General features: G+C 27.3%; 19 protein-coding genes. 17 read left to right on the top strand and 2 right to left on the bottom strand.

Annotated elements, in window-relative coordinates:
* The first annotated feature begins 17 nt into the window (after positions 1-17).
* From WHD08_RS17465 to WHD08_RS17450, 4 genes are all read left to right on the top strand, one after another.
* Positions 18-1,073 (top strand): DUF4062 domain-containing protein, encoded by a 1,056-nt coding sequence (locus tag WHD08_RS17465; protein ID WP_208889889.1) that lies wholly within the window; start codon positions 18-20, stop codon positions 1,071-1,073.
* 213 nt (positions 1,074-1,286) lie between these two features.
* Positions 1,287-1,436, top strand: coding sequence for a hypothetical protein (locus WHD08_RS17460; protein WP_165734437.1), 150 nt, complete (start codon positions 1,287-1,289; stop codon positions 1,434-1,436).
* Between the two features lie 1,144 nt (positions 1,437-2,580).
* Positions 2,581-2,979 carry a hypothetical protein gene (locus WHD08_RS17455; protein ID WP_208889891.1) on the top strand — a complete coding sequence of 133 codons (399 nt, stop codon included), beginning with the start codon at positions 2,581-2,583 and terminating at the stop codon, positions 2,977-2,979.
* 1 nt (position 2,980) lies between these two features.
* Positions 2,981-3,382: a contact-dependent growth inhibition system immunity protein gene (locus WHD08_RS17450; RefSeq protein WP_208889892.1), complete on the top strand. Its 402-nt coding sequence runs from the start codon at positions 2,981-2,983 to the stop codon at positions 3,380-3,382.
* Between the two features lie 135 nt (positions 3,383-3,517).
* Here the strand turns inward: WHD08_RS17450 and WHD08_RS17445 are convergent, their stop codons facing one another.
* Positions 3,518-3,724, bottom strand: a complete 207-nt coding sequence (locus WHD08_RS17445; RefSeq protein WP_072353295.1) for a helix-turn-helix transcriptional regulator — start codon at positions 3,722-3,724, stop codon at positions 3,518-3,520.
* A 10-nt stretch (positions 3,725-3,734) separates the two neighbouring features.
* Positions 3,735-4,190 carry a hypothetical protein gene (locus WHD08_RS17440; protein WP_203395228.1) on the bottom strand — a complete coding sequence of 152 codons (456 nt, stop codon included), beginning with the start codon at positions 4,188-4,190 and terminating at the stop codon, positions 3,735-3,737.
* Positions 4,191-5,267: 1,077 nt separating this feature from the next.
* Here WHD08_RS17440 and WHD08_RS17435 point away from each other — a divergent pair.
* The 13 genes from WHD08_RS17435 to WHD08_RS17375 all read left to right on the top strand — a co-directional run bounded on the left by WHD08_RS17435 (position 5,268) and on the right by WHD08_RS17375 (position 18,856).
* Entirely contained in the window at positions 5,268-6,848 is a 1,581-nt protein-coding gene (locus WHD08_RS17435; RefSeq protein WP_249989799.1) for a restriction endonuclease, read from the top strand.
* An 813-nt stretch (positions 6,849-7,661) separates the two neighbouring features.
* Positions 7,662-8,282: a DUF4240 domain-containing protein gene (locus tag WHD08_RS17430; protein WP_340833047.1), complete on the top strand. Its 621-nt coding sequence runs from the start codon at positions 7,662-7,664 to the stop codon at positions 8,280-8,282.
* Between the two features lie 160 nt (positions 8,283-8,442).
* A complete protein-coding gene (locus tag WHD08_RS17425) occupies positions 8,443-9,183 on the top strand; it encodes a Cthe_2314 family HEPN domain-containing protein (protein WP_340833054.1) in 741 nt (246 codons plus the stop codon).
* Between the two features lie 870 nt (positions 9,184-10,053).
* Positions 10,054-11,022 (top strand): hypothetical protein, encoded by a 969-nt coding sequence (locus WHD08_RS17420; RefSeq protein WP_340833053.1) that lies wholly within the window; start codon positions 10,054-10,056, stop codon positions 11,020-11,022.
* Between the two features lie 166 nt (positions 11,023-11,188).
* Positions 11,189-11,890, top strand: a complete 702-nt coding sequence (locus WHD08_RS17415) for a hypothetical protein (RefSeq protein ID WP_208889894.1) — start codon at positions 11,189-11,191, stop codon at positions 11,888-11,890.
* Positions 11,877-12,638: a hypothetical protein gene (locus WHD08_RS17410; RefSeq protein ID WP_208889895.1), complete on the top strand. Its 762-nt coding sequence runs from the start codon at positions 11,877-11,879 to the stop codon at positions 12,636-12,638. The genes WHD08_RS17415 and WHD08_RS17410 overlap by 14 nt, the downstream gene beginning before the upstream one ends.
* Before the next feature lie 151 nt (positions 12,639-12,789).
* A complete protein-coding gene (locus WHD08_RS17405; RefSeq protein WP_208889896.1) occupies positions 12,790-13,857 on the top strand; it encodes a PIN domain-containing protein in 1,068 nt (355 codons plus the stop codon).
* A gap of 114 nt (positions 13,858-13,971) precedes the next feature.
* Complete coding sequence (locus WHD08_RS17400) at positions 13,972-14,487, top strand: helix-turn-helix domain-containing protein (RefSeq protein WP_208889910.1); 516 nt, start codon at positions 13,972-13,974, stop codon at positions 14,485-14,487.
* Positions 14,488-14,489: 2 nt separating this feature from the next.
* Entirely contained in the window at positions 14,490-15,323 is an 834-nt protein-coding gene (locus tag WHD08_RS17395) for an IS3 family transposase (protein ID WP_244183341.1), read from the top strand.
* Between the two features lie 176 nt (positions 15,324-15,499).
* Positions 15,500-15,994: a PH domain-containing protein gene (locus WHD08_RS17390; RefSeq protein WP_340833051.1), complete on the top strand. Its 495-nt coding sequence runs from the start codon at positions 15,500-15,502 to the stop codon at positions 15,992-15,994.
* A gap of 708 nt (positions 15,995-16,702) precedes the next feature.
* Positions 16,703-17,368, top strand: a complete 666-nt coding sequence (locus WHD08_RS17385; protein ID WP_340833040.1) for a hypothetical protein — start codon at positions 16,703-16,705, stop codon at positions 17,366-17,368.
* Positions 17,369-17,503: 135 nt separating this feature from the next.
* Positions 17,504-18,499 carry a toxin-antitoxin system YwqK family antitoxin gene (locus WHD08_RS17380; protein WP_218597735.1) on the top strand — a complete coding sequence of 332 codons (996 nt, stop codon included), beginning with the start codon at positions 17,504-17,506 and terminating at the stop codon, positions 18,497-18,499.
* 207 nt (positions 18,500-18,706) lie between these two features.
* Positions 18,707-18,856, top strand: coding sequence for a hypothetical protein (locus WHD08_RS17375; protein ID WP_165734437.1), 150 nt, complete (start codon positions 18,707-18,709; stop codon positions 18,854-18,856).
* Positions 18,857-19,079 lie beyond the last annotated feature (223 nt).

Genomic DNA, 19,079 nt, shown 5'->3' with positions numbered 1-19,079 from the left:
AATTAAAGAAAATAACTATGGAATTTAAACATCAAGTCTTTGTATCTTCAACATACAAAGATTTAATTGAAGAAAGACAACACGTAATTCACGCTTTATTAGAATTAGATTGTATTCCTGCTGGTATGGAATTATTTCCTGCAACAGATGAAGATGCTTGGTCATTAATAAAAGAAGTAATTGATAGTTGTGACTATTATGTTTTAATTATTAGTGGAAAATATGGTTCAGTTGGACCAAAAGGAATAAGTTACACTGAAATGGAATACGATTATGCTGTAGAAACAGGAAAACCTATTATTTGTTTTCTTCATTCTCAAACTGACGAACTTCCTGCTTCTAAAATTGAAAAAAAAGAAGATATAAATATAAAATTAGAAAGCTTCAAGGATAAAGTTAAATCCAGACATTGTAAATTTTATAATAGTCCTGAAGATCTTGGAGGAAAAGTTTCGAGAAGTCTAATACAATTAAGGAAAAAACACCCTGGAGAAGGTTGGGTTCGTGGTAAGTTTGCAATGACCGACAAAATAAAATCAGAGTTTGACCAAATGAGAGCTAAAATTGCTGAATTGGAACTTGAATTAGTGAAAAAAATGGAAATTCAAGAAATAGACACATCTGATTTAGAGCAAGGAGAAGATACTATTAAATCAGTTCAGAAATTTAACACAAAACCTTCTTGGAGTGAACCAGATAATTATGAAGAAGTCAAAGTGGAATTTTCTTGGAATGAAATTATAAAATACGTTGGACCTGCATTACAAGGAGAAGGAAGTGAAGTTGATTTCAAATATAAATTAAGATTATTAATCTATCACAAAATTCACGATGTAAACCCAGAACTCTACGAAACTATAAAGCATAAAAATATTGGTCTTCCTTTAGTTGTTTTTGACAAAGTAAAAGTTCAACTACAAGCTTTGGGTTTAATTGAATCAGGAATTAAAAGAAGGTCTGTTTCTGACAATGAAACATATTGGAATTTAACAAGAAAAGGAGAGAAAAGTTTATTAAATCTACAAGCAAAAAGAAAAAAAGATAGTGAGAAAGAAGATAGTATAGAAAATTAAATACAATAACTGTACCCAACACCGTGTAAAAAAAATTGCTAAATTAGTGCTTTACTAAAAGCAGTTGCATTTTTGCAAACAACAATTTTCCTGCGGAAAATAGCCGTTCACAAAAATCGCAACTTTCATTACACAACAACGTTGGCTTTAATGCTCGAGAAATCGTAGTTTAAAACTAAAATTAAGAATTGAAAATATAAAAAACAATAAAATATGAATTTTTTAGAAATTACATTATCAAATAGAACAATGTTAATACTTGGAGCATTATCAGGAATAGCAATTATTTTTATTACTTTTCTAATTGCAAAACGTTACAATAAAAAAACAACAATTCCAAATTCTGAGAATCATTCGAAATAACAATTCATCCAATTGTTTAAGTTGTTTTCGGAATTAAATTCTGAATTCAATGTATAAATTAAACTGAAAATTGAATTTACAATCCTCAAAATTTCTCACTCAAAATCTGAATTAAGAAATATCCAAATATGAAAAATATAACAAAGAAAAAATTCTTTCTATTTGTAATGTTGATCCTTGTCGTAACAGAAGTTGGTTCATCATTCATATCAGGAATATTATTTCCTTTTACAAATAATTAAAAAAGGAAAATAATTTAGAATATTAATCATAATTTCTGAATTAATAATTGAACAAAAAGAAAAATGAAACAAACAAAAAAGCACTAAAAGCCAACACCGTGTATTAAAAATTGCTAAATTAGTGCCTTACCAAAATCAGTTGCATTTTTATTCACTTCAATTTTCCTTCGGAAAATAGCCGCTCATTAAAAACGCAACTTTCAATACACAACAACGTTGTAAAAAACTTGCTGAAAGTATAATTTAAGAACAAAAGTCATTTTAAAATACATTTGGCTTTAAAAGTCTGAAAAGTAAAAGGCGGAAAAAACGTTTGAGAAAATCGGTTTTGAAACACTCTCTCGCGAATCAAAATTTTGAAAGGTTTTTATTGATTTTGGGAATTTTAAGAATGTAAAAAAGTTGTTTAAGCTCTGAGTTTTAAAACGCTAAAAAAAAGGAAAAGTTTGCGGAATTTAACCTGTTTGAAAATATCTGAAAACTTGAAACTTATTTTACTATTTGAAACTAAAATCGCTGAATTGACAAAGTGTTGAGAAAAAGTCGGAGAAATTCGTTTTTAAAGAGAAATTTAGAAAGGCTGAGAGATTTCTATGAGTAAAATAAAGGTTTACTCATCTTCTGAATTAAAAACTTGTGAAAACGCTGAAAAATCAAAATTACGGAATTTACCCAAAAACTTCAAAAGGAGAAAAAAGAAAGTGGAAATTCATAACTTATAAAGTGGAAATTAAACACGCATTTTACAACACCTTGTATAAAAAATCGCTAAATTAGTGCCTAAGTAAAGTTTGTTGCTTTTCTGTCAACTTCTATTTTCCTGCGGAAAATAGCCGTCGACTTAAAACGCAACTTTCCATACAAAACAACGTTAGCAACAAGCAAAAATCAGAACGCTGAAAATGAAAGAAGTCAAAATTGAAGTCTATAACAGAAAAGAAAAAGTTACGACTACTCTTTATGTTGAACAATTATCTGAAAACAAATTTCAGATGATTGACAATGACTTGTTTAATAAACAATTGACTTTAGGTGTGGAATTTGAAACTAAAATCAACTCTGAAAAAAAACACGAGGTTGTGAAAATTCTGAAAGAAACGGAATTTATTACTCGAAGATTTGAACTGACACCAAACTATAAGGAATCTGATTATCGAATGCTTGGAGAAGAATTAACAAAAAGAGGCGGATTTTGGCAAGTTGACCTTGGGAGTATTGCGACTGTGAATATTCCAAAAGATTTTGAATTTGACATTAATCAAGTAATTAAAGATTTAGAATTAGTAGAAATAACAGATTAAAATGCAATCAAAATCAATCGAACAATTAGAAAATGACTATTGGAAAGAACCATCTGAATTTCCAACTAACTTGGTTAAAAGGTGTTTTGAATACAGAAAAATAAAAGTTTCAGAATTAACAATTGAGCAAATTCGACTTTTGATTTCACAAAAAATCGGAATTGAATTTTTAATTGGAATAGCATTAGAAAAACTTGAACAGAATATAATTGTCGAAGGAGATTTGTATGAGGGAGATTTATTAGATTCTGTTTCAAAAGTGCCAGCTGAATTTTGGAATAAAAACTCAACTGAATTTCTGAATTTCAAGAATACCTTTGAGTCTAATAAAGAGAAAATTATATCGGAACTCGGAGAAAAAGAATATGAACGAATTTCGGAAAGGATAAAAGCCAGTTGCTAACACCGTATATAATTTATTGCTAGTTCTAGCCTATTTACGAAAATCCTCGCGGATTTTCTATTCGGTTTTTATTTGCTAAATTACGTACTTAATCACGCAACAAACCATATACAAACACGTTGGCAGTAATATGTCCTAAACCCAATCTGAATCTTCCAAAGTAAAGATTTCGCTAATTTCAACTTCGAAAATTTGAGCTAATCTTAAAGCTAAAACTGTCGACGGAACATATTTCCCTAATTCCATTGCATTAATTGTTTGCCTACTAACTTTCGCCAATTTTGCTAATTCAGCTTGAGTAATATTCTTTTTTGCTCTTTCGACTTTAATACTATTCTTCATAATTAGCTGATTATTTAAGTTTAGAAATTTGCCAGTTAAATCTAATTATGAAAAATAACAAGACTGTGAACATATTAAATATCATAACCCATAAAAAGGAAAAATCGAAAATAAACAAAAACGAAAACAAAAGAATTCCATAGTTTACATAAACAGCCCAAACCAATGACTCTAATCTGATTTTTGATATATATTCATCTTCTGATTTTTCTTTAGAAAAAGCGACAAATAAGGAACTGATAATAATTAAAATCCCGAAAATTTCATTCAGTATATTATTTTTAACCATTCCGAATAGTTTTTTATCCGTAAAAAAGTCATCTATAAAAATAGCAGGAACATTGAAATCTAAAAAACTTGGCTCATATTCATAAATAAGTGTTACCAAACCAATAATTGCGGATGGAATAAGAATAAACCAACCGATAATTTTGAATTTATTTGGAAATAAATAATTTACTTTCATAATATTATGATTTAATTTTAAACAAATGTAAAGTAAATAATACTAAAAGACAAACAAACATTACATTTAGTAAAATAAATACTACTGCCAACACCGTATATAATTTATTGCTAGTTCTAGCCTACTTACGAAAATCCTCGCGGATTTTCTATTCCGTTTTTATTTGTTAACTTAGTTGCTTAATCACGCAACAAACCATATACAAACACGTTGGGCGTAAGTTAAAAGTAAACTTAGATAAGCTATAAAAACTCGTTATTTTAAAGACAAATTAACCAAAAAAAAAGTAAAATATTGAATTTTAAGTCAATTTAGAAAAACTGAAAAACTTAGAGTTTCAAGAAAACGAAAAATTGAACGTAGCCAAACTTTGTGAGAACTAAAATTTCAAGATTTAAGACAATTTAGAAAAAACTGAAAAATTTAGAGTTTTAAGAAAACGAAAAATTGAACGCAGACAAACTTTGTGAGAACTAAAATTTCAAGATTTAAGACAATTTAGAAAAAACTGAAAAATTTAGAGTTTTAAGAAAACGAAAAATTGAACGCAGACAAACTTTGTGAGAACTAAAATTTCAAGATTTAAGACAATTTAGAAAAAACTGAAAAATTTAGAGTTTTAAGAAAACGAAAAACTGAACGCAGCCAAACTTTGAGAGAACAAAAATTTAGAAGTTTAAGACAATTTAGAAAAAACTGAAAAATTTCGAGTTTTAAGAAAACAAAAAATTGAATGCAACCAAACTTTGAGAGAACTAAAATTTCAAGATTTAAGACAATTTAGAAAAAACTGAAAAATTTCGAGTTTTAAGAAAACGAAAAATGTTCTGAATGTAAATTGAAAATTAAAATAATTAGGAATTTAATTTAAAAAATCGATTAATAAAATAACCTACGCCCAACACCGTGTATAAAAAATTGCTTATTTTTATCCTAATCAAAAGTAGTTGCTTTTTTGTGAACAACAATTTTCCTGCGGAAAATAGCCGTTCACTTTAAACGCAACTTTCCATAACACAACAACGTTGTGGCACATTTAAAAAAAAATTGAACTTTTAATTAAATATCTAAATATTAATGGAAATAATATATTTTATTGGAAGTTTAATTATAATTGGAATAATTTGGAATTTCACTACTACTTTTATAGAAACAAGGAAAGAAAACAAGAAAAAAGTAAAAGAATACCCGAAAATTTTAAAAGAACTTTCTAACGAAAAATTAGTATCCAAAAAACATAAAGAGAATTACGAGAATGAAAAACTTAAAACAAATAGATTTTCATCTGAGATTGCCCACAAAAATATAACTCTTCAAAACTTAATATCAAGAATTAACATTAAAAATAAAGAATTTGATAAGACAATAAAATATTCAGAAAATTCTCGAAATGAACTTAATGATTGCGAAATCGAAAAAAATGAAACCGAATTAAAACTAAAAGAACAAGTTAGAATTAATCTCGAGCTAAAAAGCGACTTAAGAGATTTCGAAACAAAATATATTGAAGAAAATCAAAAGTTAATTGATGCTTTAAAAAAAATAGATATTTTAAATGAACAAGTTTTAATTAAAGATAAGTTAGAGACAGACTTAATCAATTCAGAGACAAAATATATTGAGAAAAATCAAAAATTAATAAGTATTGTAAGAGAAAGAGATGATTTGAAAAACACTCTAAAAGAACAACACGATTTATACTTATCAATTGAAAGTAAAAGTGAAAACTCGGTAACTAAAATAACATCTATGTATTCTGATTTTTTACTTTTAGAATATGATTTAATAGCGAGACGTTTAGAAAATAAAAAAAGACCAGCAATATCTGAAAGTAAAAGAATTAAAGAATTAAAAACTCAAAGTAAATTTCATATTGAGCAATACCGCCAAATGTTATACAAATATGAATATCTTTTAAATATTTTCCCAGAACTTACAAATTATGTAGACGATTTTGATACTTTAAAGCAACTTGACGATGTAAATTCAATAAAGGAATTTAAAGAGGATTTTGATAATGTACAGAATTATCTCTCTAAAGAAGAATATTTTGATTACGACGAAGATTATAGAAATCAATTAGCATTAGATAGATATTTAAAAGGAAAAAAAACGAATTGGCAAATTGGTAGAGATTATGAAATGTCTTGCGGAATAACATATGAAGAAAGAGGTTGGGAAGTTGAGTATTTTGGAATGGAAAAAAGGTTAAATGACCTTGGACGTGATTTAATTGCGAGAAAAGGAAATGATGTAGAAATTATACAATGCAAGCTTTGGAAAAAAACAAAGACAATACACGAAAAACATATTTTACAATTATATGGAACAACGATAATTGATACTTTAATGAATCCTGATTTATTTAAAGTTGTCACACCTGTTTTTATAACTAATACTTCTCTTTCAGAAACTGCAATGAAATTTGCTAAAATTTTGGGAGTAAGAATTGAAAAATGGGAAATGAAAGAATTTCCAAGAATTAAATGCAATATTGGAATTGACTCAGAAGGCATTGAAACTAAAATATATCATTTACCTTTTGACCAGCATTATGATAGAACAAAAATAAAGAAAGGACAAGGTTTTCTTGCAAAGAACATAAAGGAAGCAACTGAAAGTGGATTTAGGAGGTCTTATAAATATTATGGAAGATAAAAAACGTGCCACAACACCGTATAAACTTTATTGCTGGTTTTGGCTCACTTGGGAAATTCCTCCGGAATTTCGCCGTTCGTACTTTATTTACTAAATTCACTGCTTAAACAACGCAACAAAGCTTATACAACAACGTTGCCAAAAACTGGTGAATCGAGCCGAATACAAGTCATTTATTTAAATATTATTTTGGCTTTTTTTTAGTTTGTAAATCGGAATTCTGAAAAAAACGGAACACTCTCTCGCGAATTAAAATTTTGAAAAGTTGGAGAATTTTCAAAGTTTCACAAAAAGGAATTTACTCAAACACTGAAATCAAAATTGCGGAGAAATCACTCAAATGTGAATTTCTAAACTTTGCGGAATTGAGCAAAATGCAAAACAAAAATTGTGCGGAATTTTCTCTAAAAAATAATTTAGAAAGGCTGAGAATTTTCTGAAAATTAAATAAAGTGAAAATTATTGTCGGAATTTAACACGTGAGAAAAAACTCAGACGCTGAAAAACCAAAATTTCGGAATTTTTACTCAGAATTTAATTTATCAAGTTTGCGGAATTGTAAATGCCTGAAAAATGGAAATAAAATAACGCATTTGGCAACACCTTGTATAAAAAATTGCTAAATTTGGCTTAATCAAAGGTTGTTGCATTTTTGTCAACTCCTATTTTCCTGCGGAAAATAGCCGTCGACTTAAAACGCAACTTTCAATACAAAAACACGTTACCACCAATTAGAAAATGAAATTCGCTACAATAATATTTACATTTTTTTTAATATTAAGTTGTAATCAAAACACGAAAAACAATAACCAAATGGGAATATTTGACAAACTTTTTGGAAAGAAAGAAACAACCAAGAAAGAACTACCAAAAACTTATAATCAAGAAATTGAAAAAACGAGTGAAATGTTAGATGAAACAATATTCTGGAATATTGTGAATTTATCCGTTAAGAATACAAATAATCAAGATTCTCAAGAAAGATTTTTAGTAAAAGAAATTGAAAAATTGACACCAAAAGAAATCATTGGTTTTCGATTAAGAACTGACAAATTCCTTTATGACACATATAATTCGGAAATGTGGTGTGCTGGATATATAATGAATGGCGGATGTTCTGATGATGGTTTTGAGTATTTTAGAAATTGGGTAATTTCAAGAGGAAAAGAAACCTATTACAAAGGAAAAGAAAACCCTGATAGTTTAATTTCTGAATTTATAGAAGGAGAAGATTATTATGATTTTGAAAGTTTTTGGTATGTTGCATTAACAGCATTTGAAAATAAAACAGGAAAGGAATTGTATGATTATATTTCTGACGATTTTAAAACAAACGAAGGAAATTATCAGAATTTTGAATTTACTTGGAGTGACGAAAAACCTGAAACAATGAAAGTGATTTGTCCAAAATTATTTGAGAAAATGTGGAAATAAAAAACTGGTGGTAACACCGTATAAACTTTATTGCTGGTTTTAGCTCACTTGGGAAATTCCTCCGGAATTTCGCCGTTCGTGTTTTATTTAGTAAATTCACTGCTGAAACCACGCAACAAAGCTTATACAACAACGTTGGCAGTAATAAAAGAAACAGATTATGGAAGAACATTTATCAGGAACTCAATTTCAATTTGAATTAGCAAAAGCTTTGTTAACATTTGTCCCAAGACATATGAAAGAATGTCTAAAAAATACTGATTTAAATTACAAAGATTATGGAACTGAAAATGAAGTTAAAATAAAACAAATACTAAAACTGTACAGCAACATAAATAATGTATTGAGAGATATAGATTTAACATTTAATTTTTTAGAAAAAGAACGTACTGATATTTTAAAAAACTATCCTTTTTTAGACTCTCAAGAAACTTATTTTAAATACCATTACGAAAATTATTTTATAAGAATAATTACAATTTTAGACTTACTAGGAAAATTAGGTACAATAATCTATAATTTAGACCTAAAATTAGAAAAGGTTTCTGCTTATACTTTTAAAGACAAAGCAAAAAAAGAAGGTTATGAAAAAATTTCTGAAATTGCAGAAAAAATAACAGAAAAACTTAGTGAATTAAAAACAGAAAGACATAAAAAACTACATACTGGAGAAGCTGATATTAAAGGTTTTAATGGAGTTGTAATATGGGAAGATATTAATGCAATTATTGGAATTGAAACTGATGAAATTCTTAAAGAAAATACGGACGAACAAATCAAAGAAGAAATAGCTTTATTAAGAAAAAGCACTCTTGAATTAATCGAATTAATAAAAGATTTTCTTGAGGAGTCAAATAATGAATTGAAAGAAATAATTACTACTGCCAACACCGTGTATTAAAAATTGCTAAATTAGTGCTTTATCAAAGTTAGTTGCTTTTTTGCCAACTTCTGAATTTCTTGCGAAATTCCTCGTTCACAAAAACGCAACATTCAATACACAACAACGTTGGGCGTAAGTTAAAAGGAAACTCAGATAAGCTATAAAAATTCGTTATTTTAAAGACAAAATAACCATAAAAAAAGTGAAATATTGAATTTTAAGATAATTTAGAAAAACTGAAAAATTTAGAGTTTCAAGAAAACGAAAAATTGAACGCAACCAAACTTTGTAAAAACTAAAATTTCAAGATTTAAGACAATTTTGAAAAAACTGAAAAATTTAGAGTTTTAAGAAAACAAAAAATTGAATGTAGCCAAACTTTGAAAAACTAAAATTTCAATATTTAAGACAATTTTGAAAAAACTGAAAAATCTAGAGTTTTAAGAAAACAAAAAATTGAACGTTGCCAAACTTTGAGAGAACCAAAATTTCAAGATTTAAGACAATTTAGAAAAAATTGAAAAATCTAGAGTTTTAAGAAAATGAAAAACTGAACGCAGTCAAACTTTGTGAGAACTAAAATTTCAAGGTTTAATACAATTTAGAAAAACTGAAAAATTTAGAGTTTTAAGAAAACGAAAATGTTCTGAATGTAAATTGAAAATTAAAATAATTAGGAATTTAATTTAAAAAAATCGATAAATAAAATAACCTACGCCCAACACCGTGTATAAAAAATTGCTTATTTTTATCCTAACCAAAAGTAGTTGCTTTTTTGTGAACATCAATTTTCCTGCGGAAAATAGCCGTTCACTTTAAACGCAACTTTCAATACACAACAACGTTGGCAACAAGCAAAAAACGAACTCAGAAAACCTTATCAATATTATGAATAAAGTAAAATGCAAATTAATAGTTGGTCTTCACGATATTGAAATTGATAATAATATTGACTTAAAGAAGGGTATTGAATTAGATACAAATGTATTCTTAACTAACAACAAAAAAGTAATAGAAGAGCTTATCCCTGAAAAGATAATTCCAGGAATGGGTTTAAGTGAATATAATAATTTACTAAGTCTAAACGCAATTGTTTATACAATAGTTGAAATTCCTGAAAAAGCTTTTAATGAAAGAACTATTTTAATAAATTTCTTAGATTTAAATGCAATTTTATGTCAAGCTTTCTGGTTAATAAAAGATAATTCTGTAAGAATGGAATTAGGTCATCTTATTTACGAAAAAGGCAATAGATTAGGTCTACATTCAAACTATCTTAGTTCAATGTATACGACACAATTAGGAAAACAAATACCGAAAAAATTTAACATAAACGAGCTACAAACTTTAGGTCGTTTTCAAAAATTTCTATTTGACACTCTAAAAAATAAAACTGAACAAACATATACAAGTCTTGTTAAAGAACATAATCGAGTTCAAAGAGCATTTTTGTTTATTCAATCAGCGAGATGTGCCGATGACATTGGAATTAAAGTTGCTGAATTATGCACCGCCTTCGAATGTCTTTTTTCTGTTTCAACATCAGAATTAAAACATAGACTTTCCGAAATAATAAGTATAACTATAGGAAAAGATAAAACTGAAAAACTCATCATCTATAAACATATTCAAAAAGCCTACGACTTAAGGTCTGCAGTTGTTCACGGAGATTCTATTCCGTCGAGATACTCAAAAATGGAATTTCAATTACTAAAAGAGACTGTTAATAATTGTGATAATTATCTAAGATTAGTATTTAACAAGTTTATATCAGACGAAGAATTATTTAGTGTTTTTACAGAAAATTCCAAAGATGAATTACAAAGTTATTTTTTAAATTTAATTTTTGAAGATTAAAAAAGCCAGTTGCCAACACCGTGTATAATTAATTGCTGGTTTTAGCTCACTTGGGAAATTCCTTCGGAATTTCGCCGTTCGTGCTTTATTTAGTAAATTTACTACTTGAAATACGCAACTAATCATACACAACAACGTTGTAGGTAATTAAAACCAAGCTCTACGAATGAATGACAATTTGATAGTTACATTATTTGTATTATTAATATTTTCACCAGCAATTTATCAATGGTATTTATTATTAAGAGAAAGAAAATCTGAAAATAAAATACTACTTAAAAAAATAATTAAATTATCAAAATATAGTTTATTGATTCTTCTTTTTATCTCATTAATTATTGGAATTTTAAGTCATACAAACTTTTTAAATTACGAAAAACCTATCACTTTTGACAAATACGAACAAATAACATTTCAGAACTTTCGAGGTCTTGAGTTTTTTAAAAAGTCACTTTATGGAAATGAAAGATTTGCTTATGTTGTAACAACAATAGATAGCGAAATTGAAGATAATTCTATAACTGTACAATCTTTATTTCACCCTTCTCGTTCTTTCGTTTATAAGAAAAACACGAATAGTCCAGAACTTTTAACTCACGAAAAATATCATATCAAAATTACAGAATTGTTTACTCGAAAAGCTAAACAAGAAATATCTGAATTAAAAATATTCAATAAAAACAAAATTAAAGGAATTATTAAAGTAGCGAAAACAAAAGAAAGAGCTTTTCAAAAAGAATATGATTACAATACTTTTCATAGTTATGTCTTAAGTGAACAAAAAAGATATGAAAAAGAAGTAGATAGTTTATTAACTTTGTTAAATAAATTTAAAAACCCGAAAATTGCAATTGATGATAAAAATTAAATATTTACTATTAGTCTTTATTTGTTTAACATTAACAAACTGTGAAACAGAGAAACATGAATTTCCTTTAGAAAAAAGGTATTGGGACACTAATGATTACGATAAAGTAATTCTTGAATTAAGATATGGTTATGAAAAAGATGAGAAAAAACCAACTTTTGACAATCCAGAACAAAGAATAATAGTTCAAAAACTAACAGACGAACAAAATTTTAAAATCGTTCTTAAAGACAATGAATTAGGTTTAAAACATCGTAATGCTGTTGCAACCGAATTCTTTAATCATTGGAAAGATATGAATCAAATTTATCAGGCAAGAGACCGAAAAGATAAATATCTTTATGATATCGAAATGTTATCTGTTTGGCAATTTGGTTTGAGTTTACAAATTGACTATTTTAAATTAGGGAATGACGAAATTAAAGAAAGTGCAGACGACCCAAATTCATCGAGAGTTAAAAATAATATTAACTCCAATATTGGAACTCTTGTAAGTAATTACATCATTTATTTAGATGAAATAAACGAAGAGAAATCTTTTTCGGAAAATGGAAAGTCTAAACTTGCTAAAGGAATAGATAAGTACTTTGTTCAACTTATTGAACTTTATCCCGACACAAATTATAGCGGAATGAAAAAGAAAGCGGAATTGATGCTTAAAAAGAGTGAATCCGATAAAATTAAATCGTCTCTAACAAAATTAATAGAGTTAATTAATTCAAAACAGAAAAAGGAAATAGAAAAATAACTACCTACAACACCGTATAAACTTTATTGCTGGTTTTGGCTCACTTGGGAAATTCCTCCGGAATTTCGCCGTTCGTGTTTTATTTACTAAATTCACTGCTGAAACAACGCAACAAAGCTTATACAACAACGTTAGGTGCAATTACAGAAAAATGGAAAAACTAAATTTAATAATTGACACTTCGATTATAATTGAAGAGAATTTTTTCAAAGGAACAAAAATGAATAGATTATCTACAATTGCAAGTGAAGATAAAATACAAATCTATTTAACAGATGTAATTGACGAAGAAGTTAAGTCAAATATTAAAAAGAAAACACAAGAGCTAAAATCAGAATTAAACAAAACAAATCGTATTCTAAATAACAAATTTAAGTTTATAAAGAATATATATTCAGAAACTGATATTAATGATTTTATAAAACCAAATCATATTGAAAATGGACTTTTAAATAAATATGAAAGATTTAAAGAGTTTTCAAAAGTAGAAATAATATATCCACAAGAAAATTTTAACATTGGAGATATTATGAAAAATTATTTCGAATCGAAAGCTCCTTTTGACAAAGAAAATAAGAAAAATGAATTTCCAGATGCTATTTCTTTTAAGATTGCAGAAGATTATTTTAAGAAAATAAAATCAAAAGCTTTTTTTGTTACAAAAGATTCAGATTTCGATTTCTTAGATTCTAATTATTTATTAAAGAAAAATGAACTTGATTTTATATTTGAAGAAGTTGCTAAAAACGTGAATCCAGAAATTTTTGGAGAAAGGAAATTAATTTATAATTCTATAATAAAAAATTTAAATAAGTTCACGCCTACTATTGACGATGAAATAAAACTTACTCTTAAAGTAAAAATGGAGCTTTTATTCTATAAATATGATTTAGATATATTACCACATATAATTCATTTTAATAGAACTATTTTAGATTATCATATTTTTGACATTTCTAAAAATCAAATTGGATTTAAAATAATTGGAAAATTTAATACAGAAATATCAATTCACCTTACAACTTCTGACGTTCAAGAACCTATTAGCATAGTTTTTGAAAAAGAAAAACTAAAATTAAACAGAAGTAATAATTTAGAATTTAAAGGAGAATTTGAAATTAGATTCTATTTCGAATATGAATTCCCTTATCAAATATTAGAAGAAAATATCACTTACGAAATGGATGATGATATAATAACAGAATATAGAAATGAATAAAAACTGCACCCAACACCGTATATAATTTATTGCTGGCTTCTTGCGTACTTACGAAAGTCCTCGCGGACTTTTACACTGCCCCCAAAAAGTTAGACACTATTTGAGGGTATTTTTATGGGAAGAAAAGTCAAGTATAGTTACGATTTTAAACTACGTTGTGTAGAACAAGTATTAAAAAAAAATCAAGCAGTTTCCACTGTTTCGTTATTGAACGGTATTCATCACACATCTCTTCATAGCTGGGTTAGTTTTTATGAAAAGCATGGTAAAAAAGGTTTATTACCTAGAGAAAATCAAGAATATAGCTTAAAATTTAAATTGAAAGTTTTAGAATCTATTGTAGATGATTCATTATCTTTAAGTCAAGCTTGTTTAAAGTTTAATATTCCAACCAAATCTGCAATAATGAATTGGCAAAGGAATTATAAAAAACTAGGAATTACAGGCTTAAATAATAAACCAAGAGGAAGACCTAGATCTATGGAATTTAAGAGAGCAAAAAAGAAGTCTAATAAACCTTTAACAAGGGAAGATGAACTTCTATTGGAAAATGAATCGTTAAGAGCTGAGCTGGATTTGCTAAAAAAGTTACAAGCCTTAGTTCTAGCAGCGCAAAGCAAAAAGCGCTAGCCATAACAGAATTAAGGCATAAGTATAGTTTAGAATTATTACTAAATCATACCAATATGGCAAGAAGCAGTTATTATTATCACAAAAAAAGAAGTCAATTAACAGATAAATATGAAGAGGTAAAAATCTTAATTAAAGAGATATATCATTATCATAAAGGAAGATATGGTTATAGAAGAATCACCTTAGAAATAAACAAAAGAGGACTTGTTATAAATCATAAAACAATTTTAAGATTAATGCGAAAATTAGGTTTAAAAAGTTTGATAAGAATTAAAAAATATAAATCTTACAAAGGACAGATAGGTGAAATAGCACCCAATATATTTCAACGTAATTTTAAAACAACCAAACCTAATACAAAATGGGCAACTGATATTACCGAATTTAAAGTCTTTGGAAATAAATTATATTTATCACCAATAATTGATTTATACAATGGCGAAATAGTTAGTTATGAATTATCTGAAAGACCTAACTTCGAACAAGTGGTTAAGATGCTAAAAAAGTCTTTTAAGAAGGTTCCTAACCAAGCAAACATTATATTACATTCAGATCAAGGTTGGCAATATCAAATGAAACAATATCAACGGTTATTAAAAGAAAAAGGAATTACACAAAGTATGTCTAGAAAAGGAAACTGTCTAGACAATGCAATAATTGAAAATTTCTTTGGTATCTTAAAATCTGAATTATTTTATTTAAACAAATACATATCGATTATTCAATTGAAAAAAGAAATTAAAGAGTATATAAAATATTATAATACAGAAAGAATTAAACTAAATTTAAATGGAATGAGCCCAGTAGAATATAGAGCTCTTTATTATCAATAATTAATTATAAATTTGTCTAAGCTTTTGGGTGCAGTCTACTTTCTTGGTTGGTAATTATTTACTAAATTAGGTGCTTGAAACACGCAACAAACCATATACAACAACGTTAGGCAACATAAGTTGAAATCGAGAAAAGAAGGAAATATAAAATTGAAAAAGAAAGAAAGAAAAAAAATATGGCGAACTATAAAAAATCATTAATTTTAGTTAAAGAACATTTAGAAAAAGAGGAAACTATTCTGTTTTCAATTTATGGAACTTACGAAATTAAACTAATGGGAAAAGATTCTATAAGAAGTGGAATTTTTGTTGCGACTGAAAAACGAATTGTCTTTTACGCTAAAAAGCTATTTGGATATGATTTAGAATCGTTTCCTCTTAAAAACATTTCATCAATTGAGAAATCGAAAGGTTTTATGGGACATTCAATAACATTTTTTGCTTCTGGAAATAAAGCTAAAATGAAATGGATAAATGACGGAAATATTGAAGAATTTACTACATATGTGAATTCAAAAATAGGTAATTCAGAGTCTGAAAATAAAACCATTGTTCAAACCGAAAATAATATTCCTGAACTTATTAAAAAACTTGCGGAATTAAAAGAACAAGGAATTTTAACTGAAAATGAATTCAATTTAAAGAAGAGTGAATTATTAGCTAAAATGTGAAATAAAAAAACGTTGCCTAACACCGTATAAACTTTATTTCTGGTTTTGGCTCACTTGGGAAATTCCTCCGGAATTTCGCCGTTCGTGTTTTATTTACTAAATTCACTGCTTAAACAACGCAACAAAGCTTATACAACAACGTTGCAAGTAATAGCGGAAAAAACTCAGGCTGAATAAAATTGTGGTTCGAAATTCTTCATTTTTTTGCTTTTTAAAGTTCGAGAAAACTGAAAATTGCTGAACACTCACTCGCGAATCAAAAATTTTATCAAATTGCGGAATTTCCAATATTGTGGAATTTAGCAAAGTTCGGAATTAAGCACGTTTGCGGAATTTTCTCCCTTACTCAAAACAGGAAAAAAGGTTTCCAAAATTGCGGAATTGAGCTTCGTTCGGAATTGAGCAGTTTTGCGGAATAATCACGAGCACGAAAAATTTGAATTGTATTCCAAAAAGAGAGGAATATAATAATTTATGAAAAATGCAGAAAAAAGTGAAATTGGAAAATATGAAACCCGAATTGTGAAAAAAAAACTACTACTTGCAACACCGTGTATTAAAAATTGCTAAATTAGTGCTTAACTAAAAGCAGTTGCATTTTTGCAAACAACAATTTTCCTGCGGAAAATAGCCGTTCACAAAAATCGCAACTTTCATTACACAACAACGTTGTACACAATTAAAAAAAAATCGAACAGAGATTAAGAAATGAACAAAATTGACAAAATTGGAATATCATTATTAGTTCTTGGATTTTTAATCCCATTCTTTATTTATTTCGGTTTTATAATCGGACTTCCAATTTATATTATTGGAATTATTATACTTCTATTTGGAAATCTAAAAATTAAACAAAAATTGCTTTGGATTTTAATACCAGCAATTTTGTTTGTTCCAGTTTCGAAAATCTATTCTTCCGTTTCGTTTTATTTTGCTGACATTCAGAAATTCGACATAATTCTACCCGAAAATTTTAAAGGAACAGCGATAATAATCGACAATTCTGATTTTGGTCAAACTTTCGAAAAAAAACATAGACGTGAGCAAATAATATTCGATGAAAACGGAATTGCATTTTATCCAACGGAATTAGAAATGGACAGGTCAAAGTTTAGAGTTTTTACCAAACAAAAAAATGGAGAATTAAAACAAATACTATTAAGTTCGGAGACTTCTGAAAAAAACACACTTTTAGCCTATGGAGAAAGTCGTTTTGAAAAAACTGTAGAATCTGAAATCAAATATATTCCGTATGATTTTGTAAGAATTGGAAAAGATTTTAAAGAACAAAGTAATACCGAAAAAAGATGCGAATTGATTGAACAAATAAAGGAAGGGAAATTAAAAACTGTGTACAACACCGTGTATAATTAATTGCTGGTTTTAGCCAATTTACGAAAGTCCAAACGGACTTTCTTGGTTCGTGTTTTATTTAGTAAATTAGTCGCTTAAAACACGCAACTAACCATACACAACAACGTTGTAAGTAATTTACCAGAACAATAGAAAATGAAGAAAATATTGACAAACGTTATTTTAATTTTTATAACATTAGCAAGTCAAGCACAGGTTAAAAAGATTGAATTAGAAAATCGTAATGGTAAATATTATGAAATAGGAAAAGAGATTCCTTTTACTGGAGAATCTTATACCTTCTATTCTGAAAACAAAAAAGAAACATTTACAGAATTCACTGATGGAGAATTGAACGGTGAAATGAAAAAATGGTTTCCTAACGGAAAAATTGAAGTTTCCGGAAAAATGGTTAAAGGAAAAAAAAATGGTAATTGGATAGCTTGGTTTTCTAATGGTAATAAACTGAGAGAAGGAATATACAAAGACAATAAAGAAGAAGGAAAATTTACTTGGTGGTATGAAAACGGAAAATTAAAAAAGAGAGGTTTTTATAAAAATGGAACTTCTAATGGGAAATGGACTTGGTACTTTAATAACGGACAAAAAGAGTCTGAAGGAAAATTATTAAGCGAAACTAATATTGGAAAATGGTTTTGGTGGAATGAAAAAGGAGAATTAATTCACGAAAAGGATTTTTCTGAAAAATTAGAAAATAAAGCCTTTAATAAATTAATAATTGGGAAATGGAATTATATAAAATCTACTGACAAAGAAAATAAATCTATTAAACACGTTATTCGTAAATACCCAAATGGGAAAGAAATGAAAATTGTTGCAAGTGGGCCAAATATTATTATTAAAAATGATGGTACTTACGAGAAAAAATTCACGAAAGAAAATACAGATTACGGGAATTGGGAAATGCTAAAAAAAGATGAAATTAAATTTGAAATGGTTATTCCTAAAAATTCTGAACAAGCAAAATTTATTGCTATAGCTCAAAAAGCTATGGGTAAAAAATGGAAAGAAGATGAAAAAGGAAATTATCTTGATTCTTCTACAAGTAAAATAATTTCATTAACAGATACAATAATGAAAATCGAATATGAAAAAAATTACGTTTTGATTTATAAAAAAGAATCCGAATAAAAACTACTTACAACACCGTATATAATTTATTGCTGGCTTCTCGCCTACTTACGAAAGTCCTCGCGGACTTTCTTGGTCGGTAATTATTTACTAAATTAGGTGCTTGAAACACGCAACAAACCATATACAACAACGTTGGCTTTAATGCTCGAGAAATCGTAGTTTAAAACTAAAATTAAGAATTGAAAATATAAAAAACAATAAAATATGAATTTTTTAGAAATTACATTATCAAATAGAACAATGTTAATACTTGGAGCATTATCAGGAATAGCAATTATTTTTATTACTTTTCTAATTGCAAAACGTTACAATAAAAAAACAACAATTCCAAATTCTGAGAATCATTCGAAATAACAATTCATCCAATTGTTTAAGTTGTTTTCGGAATTAAATTCTGAATTCAATGTATAAATTAAACTGAAAATTGAATTTACAATCCTCAAAATTTCTCACTCAAAATCTGAATTAAGAAATATCCAAATATGAAAAATATAACAAAGAAAAAATTCTTTCTATTTGTAATGTTGATCCTTGTCGTAACAGAAGTTGGTTCATCATTCATATCAGGAATATTATT

Origin of the sequence: Polaribacter sejongensis (assembly GCF_038024065.1) — a bacterium.
In the GTDB taxonomy this organism is placed as follows: Bacteria; Bacteroidota; Bacteroidia; order Flavobacteriales; family Flavobacteriaceae; genus Polaribacter; species Polaribacter sejongensis.
Note: the sequence above shows the minus strand (reverse complement) of the source record. Positions and strands in the feature narration are given on the sequence as shown.